Source organism: Acinetobacter sp. UBA6720 (assembly GCF_002454215.1).
In the GTDB taxonomy this organism is placed as follows: Bacteria; Pseudomonadota; Gammaproteobacteria; order Pseudomonadales; family Moraxellaceae; genus Acinetobacter.
This window is the reverse complement of record NZ_DKIK01000072.1, coordinates 30,417-53,530: the sequence shown is the minus strand read 5'-3', so window position 1 is coordinate 53,530 and position 23,114 is coordinate 30,417. Positions and strand designations below refer to the sequence as shown.

Genomic DNA, 23,114 nt, shown 5'->3' with positions numbered 1-23,114 from the left:
TGATAAAACTGTTTGACCCATGCCATTGTCAAGAGCTTCAACAACAACATCAACAGTGTCGCCAACTTGAACTTCAAGTTCGCGTTGTTCATTTAAGAATTCAGCGCGGTCAACAATACCTTCTGATTTAAGGCCAGTGTCAACTGTTACCCAGTCAGAATCGATGTTTACTACAACGCCTTGGATGACAGCACCCTTTTCAACGTTGAGGTTTAATTCGCTTTCTTCAAAGAGGGCTGCAAAAGATTCGGTCATGATATACCTGATAAAGTCAGCGGTCTTGGATCAGACAAGGCCGGTTTAGTTAAGCGTCTACATAGTCCATATTGAACTGATCAAGCTATGCTTCTGCTGAATATAAAATTCGTTAATTTGCTAATTGCTTATCTATATAAGCCGTCATGAGCTGAAACACCTCATCAATGTTCAATTCAGAACTATCAATGAGATAAGCATCAGCCGCTGGTTTGAGTGGAGCAACTTCTCGCTCCATGTCACGTTTATCACGCGCCTCAATATTAGCTAAAATATCGTTTATTTTAGCATCCAGCCCCATACCCTGCAACTGCTTTACTCTTCGTTCAGCACGAGATTGGGCTGAAGCAGTTAAATAAATCTTCGCTTGTGCTTCAGGAAAGATAGATGTAGCCATGTCTCGACCGTCTGCAACCAAACCAGGGGGCTGTGCAAAAGCATGCTGGCGATCAACCAGTGCAGCTCTAAGTTCAGGAATCGTTGCAACTTTTGATGCAAACTCACCAACTCGCTCAGTGCGAATGGTTTGACTAACATCCTCACCCTTAAGCAAGACTTGTGTGCCTTGCGCAGTGCTTAAAAATTGTATGTCTAAATGTGTAGCAATTTCCACACATTGTGCCAACTCTGTCGCCACAACATCCAACAAATCATGCTGCTGTAATGACAATCCCAACAGACGATAAAGTGCACCTGAATCGAGCAAATGAAACTGATAATGCGCTGCTATTTTTGCAGCGAGCGTGCCTTTGCCCGAACCACTTGGACCATCAATCGTAATAATTTGAACTGTCATTGCTTACCCAAAGTTTGTTATACAGATTTAGCGAGTTTTGAAAAACCTAGTTTAATCGCAGATTTAAGCTGTGCAAGAATTAATTTGCTTACAAAAGGCGCACGTGCTTGTAATTCAATCGTATAGGTCACTAAAGTTTTATTTGGATCAATTGCTTCGAACTCAATAATCCCGAGATGATGCTTGATGAGTGGATTTTTAATAATTTTGTATTCAATCCGCTCATTCACTTTCATTAATGTGATTTGTTCTTGTAAAGGCTTAATAGGACCGAAGCCCATACGACGAACAGAACCTAGTCCATCAGGTCGTTCTGGATCTGCCGAGTCTTTTACCCGAACCACTTGGACTGGTGCAAATGCAACGTTATACGTGGAGTGTTTAGACAGTAAATCAAACACCTGCTCTAAAGGCGCACTAAACTCTTTCTTAATCTGAATATGATTCATGGTCGATTCCAATATATTATTTGACAATTTTAATTGTCATTTTATTTTACATGAAATGAGCATTATACAAACATCTCTGTCACTTTTCTTGTAAACGAGATAGTCGTTTTTGCTCGCGACGCATTTTAAAAAATTGACTAAGTTGCAACGAGCATTGCTCATGCAAGCAACCTGCTTCAAACAAAAACTGATGATTATAATACCCTGTTTCAAATAGTTTACGGGCACTGATTAAAGAGCCTGCTTTGGGTTCAGTTGCTCCAAAAACCACTTTTGCAACACGTGCATGCACTAAAGCGCCCACACACATGGTGCATGGCTCAAGCGTCACATATATGACCGCATCATCAGGTAAACGATAATTTTGTATATTTTGACAAGCATCTCGAAGAGCTTGAACTTCTGCATGTGCGGTAGGGTCATTCAATGAAATAGGGGCATTAAAGCCTGAACCAATAACCTTATTCTGGCTCACGATGACCGCCCCAACAGGAACTTCTCCTTTTGAAGCGGCAACTGCAGCTTGCTCTAAAGCAAGCTGCATCCATTCACTGTCCGTTTTTAAAACATCTGTCATAAAGTCAAATTAGATCGTAATGCTTAAGAAGTTCGTTCCAACTTGCGATAGTTGTCGTTGGCGGGTTTCCAGCAAAAATACCTTTTAAGCTATTATTAACCCCTTGTTTCCATGCTGGTGACAAATCTTTATCCACTAAGCGCGCACGTACACCCTCAACGAAATCTGCATGGCGAATTTTCCAGTCAGAAATTTGTGTCTCAAGCTCAAAAACTTCATTCCACGAATGAACCTGTTTACCCCACTGCCATAACAACCATGTTAATGCAGCAGTTGTAGGTGAACCTTTTTGCAAGTTCTCACTGGCTTGACGAAGCCAATCGCTACGCGCATCACTTAAACCAACAATAGCATCATAATCATGCTCAAAGTTCACACCACGACATACACTATGAATCACATCCAACGAGTTTTGTAGTGGGCCTGGACCTACCGGGCGGTGCATACTATTTAAGGTATCATCAATCGCTCTAAAGTCACCTGCTGGATAATGGCTCCAATCAATATTGATCAACTTTTCAAGCACGGTACTACGTTGCGTATCACAAATATGGGTGGCCCAGCCTATACCATATGCGCCTGCTGCCGTCATAATTGAACCCGTTAAGCCAGTAAACAAGCCAATGGCACCACGATCTGCCAAGAAGCGCGTTGCGCCAACATCTGGGTACAAACCTATATTAATCTCAGGCATCGCCAAACGTGAATGCGGTGTGACCAAACGGAACGGCGCAGCCATAAACAGACCTAAACCACCACCCATCACATAACCTTCGCCCCACACCAATACTGGTTTTGCATAATTATGCAATAGTAGGTCCAGTGCATATTCTTGTTCAAAGAATTTATTTGCTGTCGCTACTTCATCATTAATCACCAATTGACGCAGCTTACGCACATCACCACCCGCACAGAATGCTTTTGGTGTCGTAGAATCTAACCAAATGGCTTTAACAGCATCATCATTATGAAAGTCTTGAAATACTTCAAATAGAGCAGAAACGATCGTTTCATCCAAAGCATGAAGTGATTTTGGTCGATTCAGACGAACAATGCGCCAACCATTTTTTGCTTCTTCTACAATCAAATCTGGATGGTAGTTTTTAGAAACGGGAGAATATGTCATGCGTCCAGCTGCCAGTCTATAGGCTCAATGCCATGTTGTTTAAGATAATTATTGGATTTTGAAAAAACTTTACAACCGAAGAATCCACCACGGTTTGCTGCCAAAGGTGACGGATGTGCCGCCTTTAACACCAAATGTTTTTCTTGATCAATCCGTTGTCCTTTCCGCTGCGCATATGCTCCCCAAAGAATAAAAACAATATGCTCTCGCTGTTCATTTAACACATCAATCACATGATCAGTAAAGTCTTCCCAACCTTGTTTTTGATGTGATGTCGGTTGACCAGCTTCAACGGTTAATACACTATTCAACAGCAAAACACCTTGCTGCGCCCAACGAGTTAAATCCCCATGTTTAGGTATTTCAATACCTAAATCTTTATTTAACTCATGGAAAATATTACGTAAAGATGGCGGTAAAGCAAGCCCTCTTTGTACGGAAAAACTGAGTCCATGCGCCTGATCGGGTCCATGATACGGGTCTTGTCCTAGAATCACTACTTTTACATTTGACAATGGTGTTGTATTAAATGCATTAAAAATCAGTGCATTTGGCGGATAAATCACTTTATTCGCCTTGATTTCTGTAACAAGAAATTGCTTTAACGCATCCATTTTTGGACTCAGTAAAAAATCACTTAATCCATATTTCCAACTGGCATCCAGCTGAATTTTATCAAGCTTGGTTTGCTGTTGTTCTGTTAAAGACATACTTGCGCCTTATTCCTTGACTTTATATTCTGTGACAAATTTCACAATTTGACTTGCAATTCTACATTCGGATTATGAAATTTGATACCTTCTTTTAACTTGCTATACATTTCAGTATCATTCCATTCTGCTTGAATTTGCTCTGAAAATTCTATTTCATTAAGAGCTAAAAGCCCCATCTGCTCATTTTCAATATCTTCAATAAAGCTTTGCGCATAACCCGTATCTGTTTCATGCACAATCACAGAATACACTTCCACGTCACCCTCACCGTTTTGAGTTACAGTCGAAGCAAGTACTTGTTGGGCAAGGTAAAAGAAGATACGCGAAAATTGCTCAGCTGATGGTGAAACTGGTAAAGATACCCAACGCGCACTAAATGTTTTGCAGGCTTGAATATATTCAGGATCGTCGTTTTGCCAAAAACAAATTGCATGATCAAAAGCATCATAAAGATCTTTAATCACACCTTTGAGCAAACCAAAGTCATAGACCATTTGACCATGATCTAATTTAGAGGCTTTGAGAAGTAATTCTACTTTGTAGCTATGACCATGAATCGAACGCTTACAACGATCCGAAGTACAATTACGTACAATATGGGCATTTTCAAACTTAAATAACTTACGAATTAACATATGTCGTAATGCAATCAAACTTTCTGAGGATTAACTTTAATTATAAAGCAAAAGTTAATAGATGCTCATTTATTTTATTGTTGAAGTCGATTGACAAATCATATCAACCTGCCCAACGACGTTTAAAACGGTGCCATACTTCGATATGCCACATAAACTGTTTGTTCTTTTCGCACCAAATCACTACTAAATTGACGTTTACGCTCATTGAGCATCACGTCTATTCTTACTTTAAAATAATTGGATTGAACACCCAGAAAATCATTAACCGCAGCCCGCTGCTCTTCTTCAATCTGATTAAACGGATCAATTTCCCACAACTCACTGACATTAGAAAAATGTTTAAGACTGGCCTGTTGTTGTTTTTGCATGTTTTGAATAGCTGATATATCTAGTTTCGGGTCAATACTTGCCAATACCAACGCAGGTGCTGTATTTATATTCACCTTTAAGGCATTGCTCGATAATGCACTGACATAAGGTGCGATGAGTTGATAATTACGACCTTCAAAACCACGAACCAACTTCAACTGCTCGATATTATAAAAAGGTCGATTTGCTGGTAAATAACCTTGAGCTAAACTTTGATAATAAGTCGATTCTGCGCCCATCGACCCACTGACTTCGTCATTTTCATCTTGCCAGTCAATAACTGCTTCTGAAAGTTGTGCAGGCAATCCAACACGCTCTAACAATTTTTCAAACCAGAGTTTTGCAGCTTCATTGACTGTACCGTCTGATTTAAGCAGCCCATTTAAATTAAATTTACCCGACTGATCTTCCAGACGCCCTGAAACAAAACCGTCCTCTACTGGAAAAGCAGGCATAGGCTTTGCCCACGTTTCTTGTAGATGATCAACATCCGCAGCATTCTGCGCATCATCCACCAACAATTCAGCAAAAAAAGCTTCAGCACTTTTTGCATATAACAAGGCTTGGTTTTGTCTCATTAGATAAGCAGTACTTTCAGCCGTATTGCGCTGATGTTTCGCAATAGTCGCTGCGAGGATAGTTGCTAAAGCCACCATCACCAAAATCGTAATCAGTGCAATACCACGCTGAAACCGCATCAAAAGGTGCCCCTATTCGCAACGAATATACTTAAAAACAAATGGTTTGGTATAAAGCCCTTATGTTTCATATCCTACAACTTAATCTTTTTGTTTTAAAAAGTCGGTATTTAACAAACTAAACACCCATTCATAACGCTCATCATTGACTGTGAGGTTTATTTTTAAACCGCGAGGCAACAGCTTGGCCTGTGCTAGATCATGATCATTTAATGCTGCTTCAGGCCACTGTGCTAATTCATTTGGATTGAGCACCATCACTTGAAATTGATCGACCGACTCCATTAAGACACTGGTTTCAGGTTGGTCATGACCTATTTGATTTAAGTTTTTATATTTATAACGATACAGTTTTTTTTCATCTGCTTTGTAAACATATTCAACCCGTTCTTCAGGTGGTATACCTTGCATTAAAGGATCTGTCACACCCGTTTTACTAAAACTAAGCTGCCCATCTTGCAGTACCAAAGCAGGCTGAATTTGATCAGCCACATTGGCTGTAATTGGAACAATTTGTACCGAGTCACGTAGCAATTGCTGATAAGCTTCTTGTAACTGCCCTAAACGTTGCTCATGTTGCGTATTTCGATCTTTGATCTTGATTAGATAATCAAACACTTTCCAGCCCAAAGCGGACAATACAGCAAAAATTGCTATCGCCACCAATAACTCAACCAAAGTGAAGCCTGAGCGTTGTTTCATGGCTGGCTTCCATCACGATGGTTAAAAAAGACCAAGCTCGTAACACCTGAATCCACTTTTCCAGTTTCAATATTCACCAAGCTCACTTGAACATTGACGCGTTGGACATTGGCACTAATCGTTGCCTGAGCCGATTTATCAATTTGCCAAGTTTCTCCTTGCTGAGTGATTTGTTTAGAGGCTGTACCTTGTAACCAATCACGATTGATTTCCATCATGGAAATTTCATTCAAAGCAACAAATTGAGCTTTGGTTCGTAAAATTGCATGTGCTGTAGACTGGGTATATTGCATACCTACTTTGGTTAAAGCGACCGCTGCGGTAGCAAAAATAGCCAGAGCAACCATCACCTCCAACAATGTAAATCCTGAGAAGTGGTTAATTCGAGCAAGATTCGATCTAAGGGGCACTGCCTCGCAAGAAAGACTCAAAGCTATGTTTGAGGGACGAGGAGTCATGAAATACTGTTTCATCCGAGCACAAGAATGCAGGCAATGTTGTAAACTTTTAGCTCGCATTAATCTTACCTAAATGATCAATTTCAATTTCCGCCCCCACTGGTTCATTCGCATAATAAAATTGAACGCGTACAGGCTTAGCCTCCCCATTTCCCAGCCAAATCAATTTAGGGGCATTTTCTTGGATTAAATCATTATTTCCCGCTTTCGAAGCGTCATAATCTAAAGATTGCACTGCGAAAGAAACATTCTTGGCTAAAACTTGCTGAGGAAACTCTGTATATGCTTGCCACTCTTGCTGATTTTGCATCGTATTATTTTGTTGTGGTGTAAAAGCTGTTAGTTGTGGATTTTTATATTCAATCACATTATATGAAAAATCGGCGACATCAGTTGCAGGATGAATTTCTAATGCCAACACACGTGCCTGATCATTGGCTTCGCGTGCAATTTTCTGCACATCCATTATGAAAAAATCACGGGCTTGCGCCGCTTTACGTTGATCAACCCCATTGATATTCAACATCACCAATGATGCCATAATGGCCATAATCACAATCACCACCATCAATTCAACCAGTGTAAATCCTTGAATCCTTGAAGGTGGTTTCTGTTTCATAGATCTAATCCGCTAAGCAAGATATCCCGCGGCACCCATTTGTTTAGGCATCGCCAAAGCTTGGTCAATATAAGCAACACGCAAGGTATCACGCGAACCCAAATAACGTTGATAAAAACTAGAGTTTAAAATGGCTGCAGCACCATGCGTTAAAGACCAAATAGAAGCCAAATAATCGCGTACCGTCATTTGGCTGTCGATCGACTCTAAATACCGCTCCGTCATACGAATAATCAAACGCAAACGTTGCTTACGCACCTGATAAAGCTCGGTAAATAAATGATAGATCCCAACACCAGTGGTCGATAATCGCTCTTCGATTTGGTGAAATAACACCGTTCGTTCAGGATGATGCAAATGATGAAGCATAAAGAAAGCTAAATGTTCAGGGAACTGCTTATCCGTGTCCTGAATCATTTCAAGCAACATGCGCTCATTACGAATAATAAGCAACATATACAGTTCATCTTTACTTTGAAAATGCTTATAAAGCGTACCTTTTGCCAGATCCAATTCTGCTGCCAATGCATCAAGGGTCATTCCTGCTTCGCCATTTTCTAAAAGCAACTGTTCAGCCACTTGAAAAATTAACGCTTCTCTCGCTCGAAACTGAGCCTGACGATCCATCTTCACCCTATCACTCTCTTATACGCTTTTATCGTTTCAATTTTATTTACTTCATCTTAAGAAGGTTTTCAAAATTCTGCGTTGTGATGAAAGCCATCTCTTCCAAGGACTTATCATATACGTCTGCCAAGGCTTTTGCTACATAAGGAACGTACTTTGGTTCATTAGACTTTCCTCTATACGGCATAGGCGCTAAATAGGGGCTATCCGTTTCAATCAAGAGGCGATCTAAAGGAACTTGTTTTGCAACATCACGCAGGTCTTGCGCATTTTTGAAAGAGACAATACCTGAAAATGACACATAATAACCACAATCTAAAACTGCCTTGGCTGTTTCCCAATCTTCAGTAAAACAATGCAAAATACCATGCGTTGATTTTTCAGCACGAATAATATCCACAGTATCTTGTTTCGCCGAACGGGTGTGCACAACAACTGGTTTTTTTACGGCTTGTGAAGCATGAATATGTCGTGCAAAACAGTCTTTTTGTTCTGCAATAAAATCTGTGCTATGAAAGTAATCAAGCCCAGTCTCACCAATCGCCCATACCTTTTCAGGTTGTGCAAGTTCAATTAAATAATCTGTACTTGCACGCGCCATAGTTTCAGGATCTTCACAAGGATGCACGCCAACGCTATAACCTACATCGTTATGACGAGCCGCTATTTTTGCCAATTCAATATGGTCATCAATATCAACCGAGATGCTCATAAAGCGATGAACGCCAGCTTCACGTGCCTGCGCTAATGCTAAATCTAAACTCCCATCATAAGGCGTTAAATCCAACATGGTTAAATGGCAATGCGTATCTACAAACACAGGCGTTTCCTACTTCACTTACATAATCACATAGTGTAACTAGTTCGACCTTCAGACTTAAGACCTGCAAGCAATTTTTCCGCCTCAGATTTGTAATAAACCCCTTTCTCTCCAGAAAGCTGAATCCCAAATCCTTGAAGTTTGATTCCATTTTGTTTTTGAGAAACCCAAATAACTTTGCCCGTCAGTGGAATTTTTTGCGACTGTTCTGGCAATGTTGCCAAAACAAAGACTTCCTCGCCCAATTTCACAGGTTGCTTAGATGGAATAAACAAACCACCACCTACAACAAAAGGCATATAACTAGCATATAACGTTGCTTTATCTGGAATATTCGCTTGAATAATTCCGCCCATACGTGGTTGCATAAAATTCCCCTGTTTTAAACATCCATCAACCGAATACACAATTGGTCGAGCACTAAATTAGTTTGTACATTTTGTTCAATATATTGTTTTGACTGTTGCAGCTCAGCATAAATTGAAAACAACGTTTCAAGTGAATACTGTTCTGCTAGCACACTGAAATCCAAATCAGTGTTTTTCAACTGTTGATTTAGCTTGACACAAATCAAATCTGACAACAAGTACTCAAACATTTGAATAAAATCACTGAATGCGAGCACTTTATTCCACTTGGTCGCAATTGCCATTGGCATATTTTTATCTACCACCAACTTTTGCCAATCTTTTAAAAATTCAGCCCGTTGAGCCAACCATTCACTCTCGGATAATACAATAGCCTGCAAAGGCATGTGGTTAGATAAATTCATCAGCAAATGTAGCTGTGCTAAGTCACTATTGGGCAAATGTTGATTTAAAAATTGCTCTGCTTGTTGCGGTTGAATCCGATCCAAAGCAAAGTGTTGTAAACGACTACGAATCGTTGCAGGCAGTTTTAAATAGTGGTCTGCCAATAAGATGATAACAACACGATCACCCGGTTCTTCAAGCGTTTTTAGTAGCGCGTTGGCTGATGCAATATTCAATGCTTCGGCCGGCTCAATCATGACAACACGCCAACCATCCACGGTTTGTTGTACAAAAGGCAAAAGATCACGGATTTTTTCAATTTTGATTTTGGCATTTTGCTTTTTATTGTCTTCATCTGTGGTGATGTGAACATAGTTAGGGTGTGTATCCGCCTTTAACCACTGACAACTCCCACACTCACCACAGGCTAATTGCTTAGCTTGTCGATTAGCACACAACACCCAAGCCAAAAACTGCTCAGCAAAAGTTTCTTTACCACAACCTTTTCTGCCATAAAACAATAAACCATGACCAATATTGGGAAATCGTGTCGTCAACGTTTCCCAAACACTTTGATGCCACGGATAAATCTGCTCAGGCAGGGTTTGTTTCATGTCTAAAACCTAAGTCCAATTATGCAAAATGAGCCACATCCATGGCATTGAGTCGGTCTAAATCTTCCTGAGTATCGACACCCGGTGGTAGATTCGCTTCTGCAACATCTATCGCAATACGATGACCGTTTTCTAAAACACGTAGTTGCTCTAAGCTTTCAAGTTTTTCAAGTGACCCCATGTCCCATGTCACATACTCTTGAAGCAATTTCACACGATAAGCATACAGCCCCAAATGGCGATAGGCTTGATGATGTAAGCTTGGTTCTGCTTGTTTTGCTGCATCACGGTCATAAGGAATAGTGGCACGACTGAAATATAGTGCTTGCTTATATTTCGACATCACAACCTTAACAATACTGTCACGTTTAAACTCATCTAGATGCTGAATGGGCTCACACAAAGTCGACATTGAACAATCAACCTGAGTCTCTAAAAGCTGTGCAACTTGCTTAACTAAACTTGCAGGCAATAGCGGTTCATCACCTTGAACATTCACAATGATATCTTCGCTGGCCCAGCCCTTAATTTTTGCCACTTCACTTAGGCGGTCTGTACCAGATGGATGATCTGTCGAAGTTAACACCACATCCACCCCTTCAGCTTTACAGAGATCATAAATTCGCTGATCATCTGTTGCAACGCACAAATCATCAAAACCCTCTACCTTTTTAGCCTGATCAACCACTCGTAAAATCATTTCGCGACCATGAATTTTAAGCAAAGGTTTACCAGACAAACGTGTGCTCGCAAAGCGCGCAGGGATAACAATGTGTTTCATAAAAAACCTTAAGAAATTTTAATACCAACAGAGGCAAGTTGTTGATGCAAAGTGTCATAACATGCGGCTGACAAAACAGCATCGACAGGAACAACCCAAATATCACGAGAATAACTTGGGTTTTGTTTCAGCAAAGCTAAAATTTTAACGGCATCTTTTTCAGTAGTAATAATCGGATTGGCATCATCAAAGACCAAATCTTCTAATTCATATTCATGATGATCAGCAAATTCATGACACTGGAACTGTTGCACGCCCATCCCTTCTAAAGTGCGATAAAAGCGCTGAGGAAATCCAATCCCCACCACAGCATAAAAGTCATCTTGCCGATTAAATACTTTGGCTTCAGTGCTATTCAACAAATAAGGCTCTGCGACCTCTAAATGCATATGCATCCTATATGTAGGATGATCGGCATGCTCAATTACTGTTCCTTCATTGAGCCTTGACTTTGGTTCACGCAAATAACCTTCAGGCAATAATTTCGCATTGCCTAAACCACGATTATTATCGAACACAATCCATTCAATTTGACGGTTCAATGCCCAGTGTTGCAGACCATCATCACTAATAATTAGATCAATAGGAGAATGCGATAACAGGAGCTCTATGCTTTCTTGTCGGTTTGGTCCCACAGCCATAGGTACATCTGTTGACTGCACAATCAAAGTAGGCTCATCACCGACATATTCGGGCACCGAGTTTAAGTCTACCAGTGCTGGAAAAGGCCCTTTTGCACCATAACCACGACTAATGACTCCGACTCGAATATTTTTACTTTGCAAATAACTGACGAGATGAATCAACAGCGGTGTTTTACCACTCCCGCCTACAGTGATATTGCCAATCACCATCACAGGAACAGGAGCGGTATAGGCTTTTTTAATATTACACCGATACAGTTTTCGGTTCAGAAGAAAACCACCTCGATATAACCAAGACAAGGGTCGAAGCACAATTAACCACTTTGCCTGTGAGTTCCAAGCATCCTGAATAAACTGCGCACCTGACATGGTTTAGTTTTCCTCAAAATTACGCTGATGGAGCTGATAGTAGGCACCTTGCTTTGCAATAAGCTCGGCATGGCTACCTTGTTCTACTATACGCCCTTTATCCATCACCACAATACGGTCTGCATTTTCAATCGTCGATAAACGATGGGCAATCACAATCGTTGTACGGTCACGCATAGCTGCATCAAAAGCACGCTGAATAAAATACTCAGACTCATTATCAAGTGCACTGGTTGCCTCATCTAGAATTAATACAGGCGCGTTTTTCAAAATTGCACGAGCAATCGCAATACGTTGACGTTGTCCACCTGATAGATTAAGACCTTGTGCACCCAACTTGGTGTTATAACCTTGCGGTAATGCCATAATAAAATCATGTGCATACGCAGCTTTTGCTGCCGCAACAACCTCTTCATCAGAGGCATTTTCAAGCTGACCATAGGCAATGTTGTCACGCACAGTACGGTTAAATAAAACCACTTGTTGATTAACCATTGCAACTTGATTACGCAGACTATTGATTTCAATGTCGTATATATCTATACCATCAAATAAAATCTGCCCTGATGTCGTGTCTTGGAAGCGAACTAACAAATTTACCAAAGACGTTTTACCAGCACCTGAGCGCCCCACCAGCGCAACAGTTTCACCCTCTTTTACACTGAGGTTAAAGTCATGTAGAGCATGATGACCATCGGTATACACCAGATTAACATCTTTAAAGTCAATATTACCTCTTAGCGCAGGCGTTAAAGTGCCCGTATTTCTCTCTTCTGGTAAGTCTAAAATTTCAAAAACAGAATGTGCCGCAGCCATACCACGCTGAATCTTCTCATTCACATCTGTCAGTGCTTTAATCGGTTTGCTCAACATACCTGCTGCAGTAATGTAAGCCACAAATTGACCCGCACTGGTGTCTTGCATGATTTCTGGACGCAACGCAATCCACATCACTACACTTAGCGAAATGGACATAATAAGCTGTACAATCGGACTATTTAATTGTTGTACAACCACCATTTTTAAGCCACGTCGCAAATTTTCCATAGACGTATCTTTAAAACGCTGTTGCTCATAAGTCTGACCACCAAAACCTTTGACCACCAAGTGACCATTGACTGTTTCTTGTACAACATGGTTCACATCCCCCATGGTATCTTGTACTTGAATGGATAACATACGCATACGCTTCGCAGCTTTACGAATAAGCAGACCTATCAGCGGGGCAAAAATCAAAATACATAAAGTCAAACGCCAATTGCTATAAATGAGATAGCCAAGTAAAGCAATGGTAATCAAGCCTTGTTGAACAATGGTTTTTAATGACTCTGTAGATGCGGCTGTAAGCTGCTCTACATTAAACATGATTTTTGCAGTGATATGACCACTGTTATTATCCAAATAATACTGTGAAGGAAGGCGCAATAATTTAGCAAAGACTTCTTGGCGAATATTAAAGACCAAATTTCTTGAGATCACTGCTGTAAAATAGCCCCCCATGAACAAACCTAGTCCACGGAAAAACATAACAATCACAACTAAAATTGGGAACAAAGTTGTAAAACCTTGATCACGATGTTGAATTGCTTCAATAATTTTTTCAAGCAATTTAGCAACAGAAACCTCCGTCGCTGCATTTATAGCAAAACCGATCACCACAAGAATTGCTACGCCCCAATACGGTTTTAAATAGCTCAGTAGACGTAGATAAACTTTAAAATCGTGTTTCACTAATAACCTCGGGAAGGCACTTTCGTACTAATATTGACATTTACAAATCCAAGCTGACCAGCCACATCCATTACACGAATAACATCTTGATGAGTTGCTTTAGCATCAGCAGCAATCACAAACATTAGATCACGACGGTCATTAGAAATCTGTTTAATTGCGGTATTTAATTCTGATGTATCTTTCGATGCAATCGACTGACCATTGATTGAATAGTGTCCTATGGAATCAACAACAACTTCAATTTTATGATCAAATGTCTTGGGCGGAACCCCCTGCGCATCGGGCAAGGTTAAATTCATACGGCTAAATTGATTAAATGTTGTGGTCAGCAATAAAAACACCAAAATAAACAATAAGCAATCAATCATTGGTGTGAGGTTGATATGAATATCTTCAACTTGTGTGCGCTTGAATTTCATCGTTCACCTTAGCTCGCTTGTTTAACCACAACATCATCATGATTTTCAAGCAACGTTTCAGATTGCTTATAAAATAAAGCAGCATGAAACAAGGTCGATTGCTGTTCCAGTTCAGCAATATATTCTTGTACTAAACGCTGAAAATAGCGGTAAGCAAACAGTGCTGGAATCGCAATAAACATCCCTGCCGCTGTCGTAATCAAAGCTTTTGAAATCCCTGGAATCATCAAAGTTGGATTACTGCTGTTACCAATATCAATCATTAAGAACGACTCGATAATACCAAGTACTGTTCCTAATAAGCCTAACAACGGAGCAACAGCACTGAGTGTACCTAGAAAATTAATATTTTTCTCAAGATAGCCAATTTCCTGAGACGCTGTTGCTTCCATCTGTGCACGTGCAAACTGTTCACCTTGAGTTTTACTTTGGTAACCCACTTCCAAAATTCGCCCTAATGTTGTCGTCTGTAAATCAGACTGTTTAAGTTTAGGCAAAATGCTTTGTATGCTTTGTGATGGAGTCAAAAGTAAATCTTTAGGTAGAATCGTCGATTTTTTCAGGCGAATAAAACGCTCCAAGCTAATCGCAACAGTAAAGATTGAAGAGAGTACAAGGGGGAGCATGAGCCACCCCCCTGCTTTTACCAATTCCCACATAACACTTCCCCAAGTATTTATAAATTGAAAATAAAATTATTCAGCCAAACAAATATTCAAAATACCATCCAACTCATCGAGTGAATGATAATGAATCGTGAGCTTACCTTTGCCTTGTTTATTATGATCAATTTTGACATTTGCACTAAAACGATCCGTCAAACGTTGCGTCAACTGTTGAATATCAGGCGCAATTTCCGTTTTTTCTTTTTCTTGCTTAGGTGCATTAAAATCACGAACATATTGTTCAGTCTGACGTACAGACAAACTCTTCTCAATTACTAACTCTGCAACTTTGAGCTGATCTTTTGCCTTCAATGTTAAAATGGCACGCGCATGCCCCATATCGAGTAAGCCCTGTTGCATAAAATCTTTCACAGGTTCAGCAAGACTCAATAAACGAAGTAAATTACTTACTGTGGTACGCGCCTTACCCACCGTGTCAGCGATTTCCTGATGGCTCAAGCCAAATTCATCATGAAAACGTTGTAATGCCATCGCCTGATCGACAGGGTTTAAATCTTGGCGCTGAATGTTTTCGATTAAAGCCAGTGCAATGGCAACTTGATCGCTCAAGTCCCTCACAATAGCAGGAACTTCTGTTAAGCCTGCAAGTTGCGCCGCACGCCAACGACGTTCACCCGCAATAATTTCATAAGGATGTTGTTCATTGTCAATTGGACGAATCACAATCGGTTGCATCACCCCATGTTTTTCAATAGATGCCGCTAGCTCTTGTAAGTCTTGCTCATTGATAAAACGACGTGGTTGATATGCACCGCGTTGTAATAAATGAACATCAATCTGCTTAAGTTGACCATGATCAAGCGCTTGTGCTTCAAGTTGTAATTTCTCTTTTTGGATTGAGCCAAGTAAGGCATCTAAACCACGACCTTTTGCTAGTCCACGTTTCTTAACGGTCATGCGTTACTTCCTTTTTTCACTTTGCTTTTCTTAATCATTTCAGCAGCCAAATGTAAATAAGCCACTGCGCCCTTTGAGCTTTTTTCAAAATAAATCACAGGTAAACCATGTGCTGGCGCCTCAGCCAATCGCACATTACGCGGAATGACCGTGTCATAGAGTTTCTTACCGAAGTATTGTTCTAATTCTTCAGATACATCCCGTGTCAGAGCATTACGTGCATCATACATAGTACGTAATACACCAATAATTTTTAACTCTGGGTTCAATGCTTGTTGAATACGATCAATCGTTTGTGTTAAATCAGCCAAACCTTCTAAAGCGTAGTATTCACATTGCATTGGAATCATCACACCATCCACTGCGGCCAAAGCATTGACCGTAATCAGGCTTAAACTTGGTGCACAGTCTACAATGATGTAGTCAAATGCTTGTTCGACCTCTTTCAATGCCTCGCGAAGGATAAACTCGCGACCTTCTTGCTCAGCAATCGCCAACTCTACGCCAGCCAAATCACGGTTTGCACCCAAAACTTTATAGCCAACCTCAGCTTTGGTAATTGCAGTTTCAATCGGCACTTCGCCCAGCAACACATCGGTCACTGAATATAGTAAGTCATTTTTTTGAATGCCTGAACCCATGGTCGCATTACCTTGCGAATCCATATCAACCAATAACACCCGCTTTTTCAGTACTGCTAAAGATGCAGCCAAATTTACTGCGGTTGTGGTTTTACCAACACCACCTTTTTGGTTCGCAATCGCAATAATTTGTGCCATGACCCGCCCAATCCTTTGAATTTTTTAGATACGTTTTAATAAAAGTAAGTGGCGTTGTTCGTCCAAACGTGGAACCTTTAACGCAATAATTTCACAGCTAAATTCATCTTTAAATGCTTCGACTTCATCCTGTGGGATCAAACCTTTCATCGACGCAATAATGCTGTCTTGATGCATATATGGTTTAGATGCACTGATGAAATCCGTTAAAGATGCAAATGCGCGACTGGTAATAACATCAAACTGCCCAAGCTCGTTAATGCTCTCTTCATTCTCAACACGCGTTTGAACTGCAATTACATTGGTCAATTTTAAGTCTGCAATAAACTGCTTTAAAAAACGAATTTTTTTACCATTTGAATCAAGCAGAACACATTGACGCTCAGGTTGGCAAAGAGCAATAATCATGCCTGGCATGCCACCACCCGTCCCAATATCCAGTAAACGGCCCTGCGGTAAATCTCTTAAAATACTTAAACTATCTAATAAATGCTTTACCAGCATTTCTTTAGGATCACGAATCGCTGTTAAATTGTAAGCTTTGTTCCACAGCACAAGGGCATCTTGATACTTCAGCAATAGATTTAATGCTTCTTCACTCAAATCTAAGCCAAGCTTTTGACTACCTTGCTTTAAGTCTTGAAAAAATGGATGCATAAAGAAGACATCTCAATAAAATTAAACTGAAGTATACCGATTTCTAAGCCGTGGAACAGTAGTTAACGCTTAGTGATTATGCACTTAAACGTACTTACCTTGACGAATCTGTAGATCTAGATCACTTAATCGCTCAGGTGTGCCAACATCTACCCATGTTGCCTGCATTTTTTCAGCAGAAATTTTACCGGCCGACATCGCTTCTTTTAACAAAGGTGCCAATGGTCGCTTACCTTCGTCTAGTCCATCAAACATACGTGGATGAAGCACAGCAACACCACTATAAGTTAGCGCCTCACCCGACTGCTCTTGTTCAAAGGTATAAGCCCGTCCTTGATTTAAAATAAAATCCCCTTTGGGATGCTGCTCTGGATTGGCAACAAAAACCAAATGAGCTAAATCCTGCCCCAAATCAACATTGAGTAATGATGCAAAGTCAAAAGTCGTCCAGACATCACCATTAATTAAGATAAAAGGTTGTGTACCCAAAAGTGGCAAAGCATTAATGATGCCACCTGCCGTTTCTAACCCTTCTTCCTCACGAGTCCAGCGAATATCGACCCCAAACTGTGAACCATCACCCAAAGCACCAATCAATATATTCGCCAGCCAAGCTGAATTGATTACAATTTCTGTGACCCCAATTTGTTTGAGCTTCTCAATATGCCAAACAATTAAGGGCTTGCCACCGACCTCGAGCAAGGGTTTAGGTTTATACAGTGTGAGGGGGCGCATACGGTTGCCTAGCCCCGCTGCCAAAATCATCGCCTTCATACAACAACCTCATATTTGCCATATTTTGCTTCAAACTTCGGCATCACTTTATCGCACATAAACTGCATAAAAGGTTGTAGTTCTGCATAAGGTTTACTTTCTTCAAGTAAATACCACATCACCCGTGGTAAATCTTTGAGATAACCTGATTTGCCATCACGCTCAAATAAACGTACAAAAATGCCCAAAATTTTAATATGTCTTTGAATCGCCATTAAATCAGCATCTTGCTTAAACTGCTCAAAGTCACGCCCTTCTTTTGCTGTAGCAGGCAACAAGCCATAAAACACTTTAAACCACTGATAAACCCGCTCAGGATTCCACTGTACATATGCATCGCGTGTAATTGAAATCAGATCGTAAGTATCCGCACCAATCACCGCATCCTGAAAGTCAATCACACCTTGCTCTTGCTCATCAGCCAAAAGCATCAAATTTCGACTGTGGAAATCACGGTGCACAATCACTTGTGGCTGTGCTAAAGCAGCATTGGCTAAAATCGCAAAGGTACGTTTAATCAACGCAGATTCAGCATCGGAGGGTTTAATCTGTAAACTAGGCAGTAACCAGTCAGTCAACAGACTCATTTCCGTCATTAATTTTTCATAAGAATATGCAGGAAAATGCCCTTTACCATCAATGGATTGCAATTGAATCAACTGCTTAAAGCTCTGCTCATAATGAGCATCGACCGTATTATCATCCAACTGTGTAGACAGCAAAACATCACCAAAATCTTCAAGCAACAACAAGCCTTGATTTAAATCTTTCGCAACAATATGCGGTACCCGAACACCATTAGCATCGAAAAATTCATCAATCGTCACAAAAGGCACACAATCTTCTTTTTCTGGTGGTGCATCCATGAGCATAAATGTTTTATTATTCAATTTGATTCTTGCATAACGACGGAAGCTTGCATCGCCTGCTAAAAAGTTAATTTCAAATTGATCTGAACCAAGTACAGATGAAATCCAAGTTTGTATCAATTGTTCACGTTGTGTATTCATTTGCGATAAATTCTAATACAGGCTGAGTTTTTAAAGTGCTAAGTGTAGCCACTTATCAACTTTTTCTCTATGATGCGACAATAATTAATTGCGATTAAGCATACTTGGTAAATGAGACACATGAAGCATCAGTTTAAATTTAATCCTTTAGCGACTGCGATATTTACCCTTCTTTGTGGTAGCTCAATCACAAGCTATGCTGCAACATCGTCTACTTCTATTTCAGATGAACAACAATCACTGAAACAAGCTTTACAAGAAAGCTATCCAGGGCAAAAGTTCTACGAGCAATACTATGTTGATAAATCGTCTCCTGAAGCTCAGCAGCGACAAGGCAAGTATTTAAGCTCAGCCTATTGTCAAGGAACATGGTTGACGCCTGTAAGCCCTGCAACCAAAGCTGTTGATGCTGCCAATGCAACCTCTACAATCACTGCGGATTATGGTCATTACAATCCACAAGGCGACTCTGTTCTTGAAGGCAATGTGCTTATTGACCAAGAAGGGCGTCAAATTCGTGCCGATAAAATCACCATTGATCAGACACAGACTTTTGCCAATGCAGAAGGTCGTGTGCAAATGGCGCAAAGTGGATTATTGGCTCAAAGTGATCAAATCAATTACAACCTCAAAACCCAGCAAGGTGACTTAAAAAATAGTTTTTATATTGCTGAAGAACAACATGCGCATGGACGTGCAGAACAAATTTTACGTCAGTCGCAAACAACCACTACCTTAAAAAATGCAACTTATAGTACATGTCCGCCAGAAAAGGCACCGACTTGGAAAATTCAAGCAGATGAAATAAAACTCAATCAAGAAACAGGCCGTGGTGAAACGCGCGGTACCAAACTTTATATTAAAGATGTGCCTGTACTTGCAGTTCCTTATTTCAACTTCCCTATTGATGACCGACGCACTACAGGTATCTTGACACCAAGTTTCGGCTTCACCAATGATGGAGGCATCGAACTTTCAGTCCCTGTTTATTTAAATTTAGCACCAAACTACGATACAACCATTACGCCTCGTTACATCAGTGACCGTGGACCTATGATTGAAGGTGAGTTTAGATATCTCACTGAAAATTTCGGTTCTGGCCAAATTAGAGGTGGTTTCCTTCCATCTGATCGCAAGTATGATGATCAAGACCGTAAAGACTTACACTTTTTACATAACTGGCAAATTAACGAACAATTTTCGACAAACCTCGAATATAACTACGCATCAGATAAAGACTATTTTACGGACTTAAGTAATAATCCAAATACAAAAACAGATCTAAATCTTCGTCGTGCATGGGAACTCAACTATAAAAATGGGATCCCAGGCTTAAAAGCTCAGCTTAAAATTGAAGACTTCCAAACACTGGATGAAACAACACCCTACGTTGACCGTCCTTATGCCCGCTTACCTCAGTTTTTACTCAACTATAAAACTGGCAATGCTTTAGGCTTAGAATACGAATTTAATAATGATACAGCCTACTTTAAAAAGGATTTTGGTACGATTGATGGCGATACCAACGACAGTTTCGAACCAAGTGGTACACGTGTCTACAATGACTTTTCTGTACGTTACAACTATCGTACACCTTGGGCATTTGCGATCCCACAGATCTCTATTCGCAATGTAAATACATTCTATGACCAAGACACGATAAATGAATTTGATAGCACGAATCGTTCATCAAAAGACAAATCATATACTGTTCCACAAATTACCTTTGATGCTGGCTTAACCTTTGAAAAAGAAGGCACATTCTTACAAACCCTCAGTCCGCGCATGTTCTATGCGTATGCTCCATATAAAAATCAAGATGGTGCACCAAACTTTGACTCTGTAGCCGCATCCATTAACTATGATCAACTATTTAGCCCTAATCGTTTCTACGGTCATGACCGCTTAGAAGACAATAACTTCTTGTCGTTAGGGCTCAGTTATAGCTTATTTGATACTGTCGGTCTGGAACGCTTAAAAGCAAGTGTTGGTCAAAGCTATTATTTTGAAGACCGTCGTGTGACTCTTGATCAAACCACAGATTTGTTTGATAACGAAAAGCATACTGGTCCAATTGTTAGCGTATCAAGTCAACTCTCACAAAACTTTACCCTTGGTGCTAATTCAGCTTGGATGTCAAATGGCGACAATGCTCAACGCGATTTACAGTTGTATTACACAGGGGATAAAGGCAATTTATACAATGTGGGCTATTACTACCGCAAAGAAATCGCGAACCGCCAAGAGCACTACGATCAAGTGGTTGCATCTTTTGTACAACCTGTACATAACAACTGGCGTATTATGGGCCATGCTCAGTATGACCTTGACAATAATGTCGCGCGCGAATACTTACTAGGCGTCAATTATGAAGCATGTTGCTGGGGTATCTCGGTGTATGGGCGCGAGTATTACAACGACTTAGATGACGTTAGCGATTCAAGTGTAAAACCAAACCGTGCAATTATGGCTGAAGTCACCCTAAAAGGCTTAGGAGGACTAAACAGCAAACTTTCATCATTACTAGAAAATCGTATTCTAGGCTTTAACAATATTAATCAGACTTGGACAGACCGTTAATGAAGACAAAACAGTTCAAACAATTTTTTAAAGCGAGTGCTTTAGCTTTAGCTCTCGCAACCGCTATTCCAACTTTTGTACACGCGTCGGATGAAGTTGTTGCTGTTGTCGATAACAGTGTTATTTTAAAAAGTGACTTAGAAGCAAGCATGGCTGAAGTTAAGCACCAACTTGAAAGTCAGAAAAAACAAGTTCCACCTGAGCAGTATTTAGCACAGCAAGCTTTAGAACAACTGATTATTCGTCAAACCCAGCTTGAACAGGTTAAACGCTACAACATTCAACCTGATGAGAAAAGCTTGAATGATGCTGTTTTAAATGTCGCAAAACAATCTGGAACAACAAGCCTAGAAGCATTTCAACAAAAGTTGGACAAAATGGCACCAGGAACCTATGCCTCTTTGCGTAGTCGTATTGCTGAAGATTTAGCGATTAGCCGTTTACGCCAACAAATTGTCACCTCTCGTATTCAAATCTCAGATCAAGACGTTAAGAACTTCTTAAATACCCCACAAGGTCAAGCTGCATTGGGCAATCAAGTACATGTCTTACATGTGCGTGTTTCTGGTGACAATGCTGACGCTGTGGCGAAACAAGTCAAAAACGTTCTCGCAAGCGACAATGATGTTGCTGCAATTTCTAAAAAATTCAGCACAGCCAACACCAAAGTTGAAGGTGCAGATATGGGCTTTAGAGCACTTTCTGATATTCCAAGTGAACTTGCTGCACGTGTGAGTCCACTCCAAGTTGGACAAACCACTGACCTTATTACAGTCCGTGATGGCGTACATATTTTAAAGTTAGTTGAACGTAAAGGTGCAGAGCAAAAAGCCATTGTACCCCAATATAAAGTACGTCACATTCTTATTCAGCCATCAGAAGTAGTTAGCCCTGAAAACGCAAAACAAATGATCGACAACTTGTATAATCGTGTAGAAAAGGGGGAAGATTTTGCAATTTTAGCTTCGACCTATTCAAACGATACAGGTTCAGCACGTGATGGTGGTAGTCTTGGTTGGGTTAGCCCTGGCGTCATGGTGCCTCAGTTTGAAGAAACCATGAAGAATACCCCTGTTGGACAAATTAGCAAACCATTCCAGACTCAGTTTGGTTGGCATATCCTACAAGTGACAGAAACACGTCAGCAAGATATGACGACTGAATACCAAGAGCGCATGGCACGTCAAGTTTTAGGTGAGCGTCAATTTGATGCTGAACTAGATAGTTGGTTACGTGAAATTCGAAACAAAGCTTATGTTGAGATCAAAGATCCAAATTTAGACCGTAAAAATAACAAGTCTTAAAATGTGGCACAAAAAAACCAGCATGAATGCTGGTTTTTTTATGACAAAGTCATTTAAAAAATTTTAAATAAAAAAAGCCTCTCAGCAGAGAGGCTTTTTTTTATCAATTAACGATTGTTTTCGTCGTCTTGAGAGTCTTCAAATTTTGATTCGCCATCAAAACCTGCAGATTGACCACCGAAGCCACCTTGACCACCAAAGCCGCCTTGACCACCGAAGCCACCTTGTTGACCGCCGAAGCCGCCTTGACCGCCGAAGCCACCTTGA

At 40.4% G+C, this 23,114-nt stretch carries 27 protein-coding genes and 1 pseudogene; 2 read left to right on the top strand and 26 right to left on the bottom strand.

Annotated elements, in window-relative coordinates; genetic code table 11:
* The 25 genes from B4F08_RS06385 to B4F08_RS06265 all read right to left on the bottom strand — a co-directional run.
* On the bottom strand, nucleotides 1-255 hold a 255-nt coding region (locus B4F08_RS06385; RefSeq protein ID WP_291373852.1), incomplete at its 3' end, for a S1 RNA-binding domain-containing protein.
* A gap of 112 nt (nucleotides 256-367) precedes the next feature.
* Nucleotides 368-1,051, bottom strand: a complete 684-nt coding sequence (gene cmk, locus B4F08_RS06380; protein ID WP_291373851.1) for a (d)CMP kinase — start codon at nucleotides 1,049-1,051, stop codon at nucleotides 368-370.
* 17 nt (nucleotides 1,052-1,068) lie between these two features.
* Nucleotides 1,069-1,500, bottom strand: a complete 432-nt coding sequence (locus B4F08_RS06375; protein ID WP_110973944.1) for an SRPBCC family protein — start codon at nucleotides 1,498-1,500, stop codon at nucleotides 1,069-1,071.
* A gap of 79 nt (nucleotides 1,501-1,579) precedes the next feature.
* Nucleotides 1,580-2,077, bottom strand: coding sequence for a tRNA adenosine(34) deaminase TadA (tadA, locus tag B4F08_RS06370; protein WP_086210132.1), 498 nt, complete (start codon nucleotides 2,075-2,077; stop codon nucleotides 1,580-1,582).
* 4 nt (nucleotides 2,078-2,081) lie between these two features.
* Entirely contained in the window at nucleotides 2,082-3,203 is a 1,122-nt protein-coding gene (locus B4F08_RS06365; RefSeq protein ID WP_086210133.1) for an enoyl-CoA hydratase/isomerase family protein, read from the bottom strand.
* Nucleotides 3,200-3,913 carry a uracil-DNA glycosylase gene (gene ung / locus B4F08_RS06360; protein ID WP_086210134.1) on the bottom strand — a complete coding sequence of 238 codons (714 nt, stop codon included), beginning with the start codon at nucleotides 3,911-3,913 and terminating at the stop codon, nucleotides 3,200-3,202. The genes B4F08_RS06365 and ung overlap by 4 nt, the downstream gene beginning before the upstream one ends.
* A 41-nt stretch (nucleotides 3,914-3,954) precedes the next feature.
* Nucleotides 3,955-4,551: a 6-pyruvoyl trahydropterin synthase family protein gene (locus tag B4F08_RS06355; protein WP_291373850.1), complete on the bottom strand. Its 597-nt coding sequence runs from the start codon at nucleotides 4,549-4,551 to the stop codon at nucleotides 3,955-3,957.
* Between the two features lie 122 nt (nucleotides 4,552-4,673).
* On the bottom strand, nucleotides 4,674-5,621 hold the full coding sequence (gene gspK, locus B4F08_RS06350; RefSeq protein ID WP_162900258.1) for a type II secretion system minor pseudopilin GspK: 948 nt from the start codon (nucleotides 5,619-5,621) through the stop codon (nucleotides 4,674-4,676).
* An 81-nt stretch (nucleotides 5,622-5,702) separates the two neighbouring features.
* Entirely contained in the window at nucleotides 5,703-6,323 is a 621-nt protein-coding gene (gene gspJ / locus B4F08_RS06345; protein WP_110973939.1) for a type II secretion system minor pseudopilin GspJ, read from the bottom strand.
* The gene (gene gspI, locus B4F08_RS06340; protein WP_414632457.1) at nucleotides 6,320-6,706 is read right to left on the bottom strand and encodes a type II secretion system minor pseudopilin GspI; all 387 of its coding nucleotides are present in this window, start codon (nucleotides 6,704-6,706) and stop codon (nucleotides 6,320-6,322) included. The genes gspJ and gspI overlap by 4 nt, the downstream gene beginning before the upstream one ends.
* 124 nt (nucleotides 6,707-6,830) lie before the next feature.
* Nucleotides 6,831-7,400: a type II secretion system protein gene (locus tag B4F08_RS06335; RefSeq protein WP_291373849.1), complete on the bottom strand. Its 570-nt coding sequence runs from the start codon at nucleotides 7,398-7,400 to the stop codon at nucleotides 6,831-6,833.
* A 12-nt stretch (nucleotides 7,401-7,412) separates the two neighbouring features.
* Nucleotides 7,413-8,027, bottom strand: coding sequence for a TetR/AcrR family transcriptional regulator (locus B4F08_RS06330; protein ID WP_086210139.1), 615 nt, complete (start codon nucleotides 8,025-8,027; stop codon nucleotides 7,413-7,415).
* A 46-nt stretch (nucleotides 8,028-8,073) separates the two neighbouring features.
* The gene (locus tag B4F08_RS06325) at nucleotides 8,074-8,847 is read right to left on the bottom strand and encodes a TatD family hydrolase (RefSeq protein ID WP_110973935.1); all 774 of its coding nucleotides are present in this window, start codon (nucleotides 8,845-8,847) and stop codon (nucleotides 8,074-8,076) included.
* Between the two features lie 26 nt (nucleotides 8,848-8,873).
* A complete protein-coding gene (locus B4F08_RS06320) occupies nucleotides 8,874-9,215 on the bottom strand; it encodes a PilZ domain-containing protein (RefSeq protein WP_086210141.1) in 342 nt (113 codons plus the stop codon).
* 14 nt (nucleotides 9,216-9,229) lie between these two features.
* Complete coding sequence (locus tag B4F08_RS06315) at nucleotides 9,230-10,213, bottom strand: DNA polymerase III subunit delta' C-terminal domain-containing protein (RefSeq protein ID WP_110973933.1); 984 nt, start codon at nucleotides 10,211-10,213, stop codon at nucleotides 9,230-9,232.
* A 19-nt stretch (nucleotides 10,214-10,232) separates the two neighbouring features.
* Complete coding sequence (gene kdsB, locus B4F08_RS06310; protein ID WP_110973932.1) at nucleotides 10,233-10,994, bottom strand: 3-deoxy-manno-octulosonate cytidylyltransferase; 762 nt, start codon at nucleotides 10,992-10,994, stop codon at nucleotides 10,233-10,235.
* Between the two features lie 8 nt (nucleotides 10,995-11,002).
* Nucleotides 11,003-12,007, bottom strand: a complete 1,005-nt coding sequence (gene lpxK / locus B4F08_RS06305; protein WP_291373848.1) for a tetraacyldisaccharide 4'-kinase — start codon at nucleotides 12,005-12,007, stop codon at nucleotides 11,003-11,005.
* Nucleotides 12,008-12,010: 3 nt separating this feature from the next.
* Nucleotides 12,011-13,738 (bottom strand): lipid A export permease/ATP-binding protein MsbA, encoded by a 1,728-nt coding sequence (msbA, locus tag B4F08_RS06300; RefSeq protein ID WP_291373847.1) that lies wholly within the window; start codon nucleotides 13,736-13,738, stop codon nucleotides 12,011-12,013.
* On the bottom strand, nucleotides 13,738-14,160 hold the full coding sequence (locus B4F08_RS06295) for an ExbD/TolR family protein (RefSeq protein ID WP_291373846.1): 423 nt from the start codon (nucleotides 14,158-14,160) through the stop codon (nucleotides 13,738-13,740). The genes msbA and B4F08_RS06295 overlap by 1 nt, the downstream gene beginning before the upstream one ends.
* An 8-nt stretch (nucleotides 14,161-14,168) precedes the next feature.
* Nucleotides 14,169-14,819, bottom strand: a complete 651-nt coding sequence (locus B4F08_RS06290) for a MotA/TolQ/ExbB proton channel family protein (RefSeq protein ID WP_291373845.1) — start codon at nucleotides 14,817-14,819, stop codon at nucleotides 14,169-14,171.
* 36 nt (nucleotides 14,820-14,855) lie between these two features.
* Nucleotides 14,856-15,743, bottom strand: coding sequence for a ParB/RepB/Spo0J family partition protein (locus B4F08_RS06285; RefSeq protein ID WP_086210148.1), 888 nt, complete (start codon nucleotides 15,741-15,743; stop codon nucleotides 14,856-14,858).
* Nucleotides 15,740-16,522 carry a ParA family protein gene (locus tag B4F08_RS06280; protein ID WP_086210149.1) on the bottom strand — a complete coding sequence of 261 codons (783 nt, stop codon included), beginning with the start codon at nucleotides 16,520-16,522 and terminating at the stop codon, nucleotides 15,740-15,742. Before B4F08_RS06280 ends, B4F08_RS06285 begins: the two co-directional genes overlap by 4 nt.
* 24 nt (nucleotides 16,523-16,546) lie before the next feature.
* Nucleotides 16,547-17,179: a 16S rRNA (guanine(527)-N(7))-methyltransferase RsmG gene (rsmG, locus tag B4F08_RS06275; RefSeq protein ID WP_086210150.1), complete on the bottom strand. Its 633-nt coding sequence runs from the start codon at nucleotides 17,177-17,179 to the stop codon at nucleotides 16,547-16,549.
* A gap of 84 nt (nucleotides 17,180-17,263) precedes the next feature.
* Nucleotides 17,264-17,953, bottom strand: coding sequence for an N-acetylmuramate alpha-1-phosphate uridylyltransferase MurU (gene murU / locus B4F08_RS06270; protein WP_291373844.1), 690 nt, complete (start codon nucleotides 17,951-17,953; stop codon nucleotides 17,264-17,266).
* Nucleotides 17,950-18,963, bottom strand: coding sequence for an aminoglycoside phosphotransferase family protein (locus tag B4F08_RS06265; RefSeq protein ID WP_291373843.1), 1,014 nt, complete (start codon nucleotides 18,961-18,963; stop codon nucleotides 17,950-17,952). Before B4F08_RS06265 ends, murU begins: the two co-directional genes overlap by 4 nt.
* A 120-nt stretch (nucleotides 18,964-19,083) precedes the next feature.
* On the opposite strand from B4F08_RS06265, the gene B4F08_RS06260 reads away from it, so the two are divergent.
* Both B4F08_RS06260 and B4F08_RS06255 read left to right on the top strand, forming a co-directional pair.
* On the top strand, nucleotides 19,084-21,543 hold the full coding sequence (locus B4F08_RS06260; protein WP_291373842.1) for an LPS-assembly protein LptD: 2,460 nt from the start codon (nucleotides 19,084-19,086) through the stop codon (nucleotides 21,541-21,543).
* Nucleotides 21,543-22,847: a peptidylprolyl isomerase gene (locus B4F08_RS06255; RefSeq protein ID WP_086210154.1), complete on the top strand. Its 1,305-nt coding sequence runs from the start codon at nucleotides 21,543-21,545 to the stop codon at nucleotides 22,845-22,847. The genes B4F08_RS06260 and B4F08_RS06255 overlap by 1 nt, the downstream gene beginning before the upstream one ends.
* 107 nt (nucleotides 22,848-22,954) lie before the next feature.
* Here the strand turns inward: B4F08_RS06255 and B4F08_RS06250 are convergent.
* A pseudogene (locus tag B4F08_RS06250) lies at nucleotides 22,955-23,114 on the bottom strand (RNA chaperone Hfq); the annotation flags it as partial.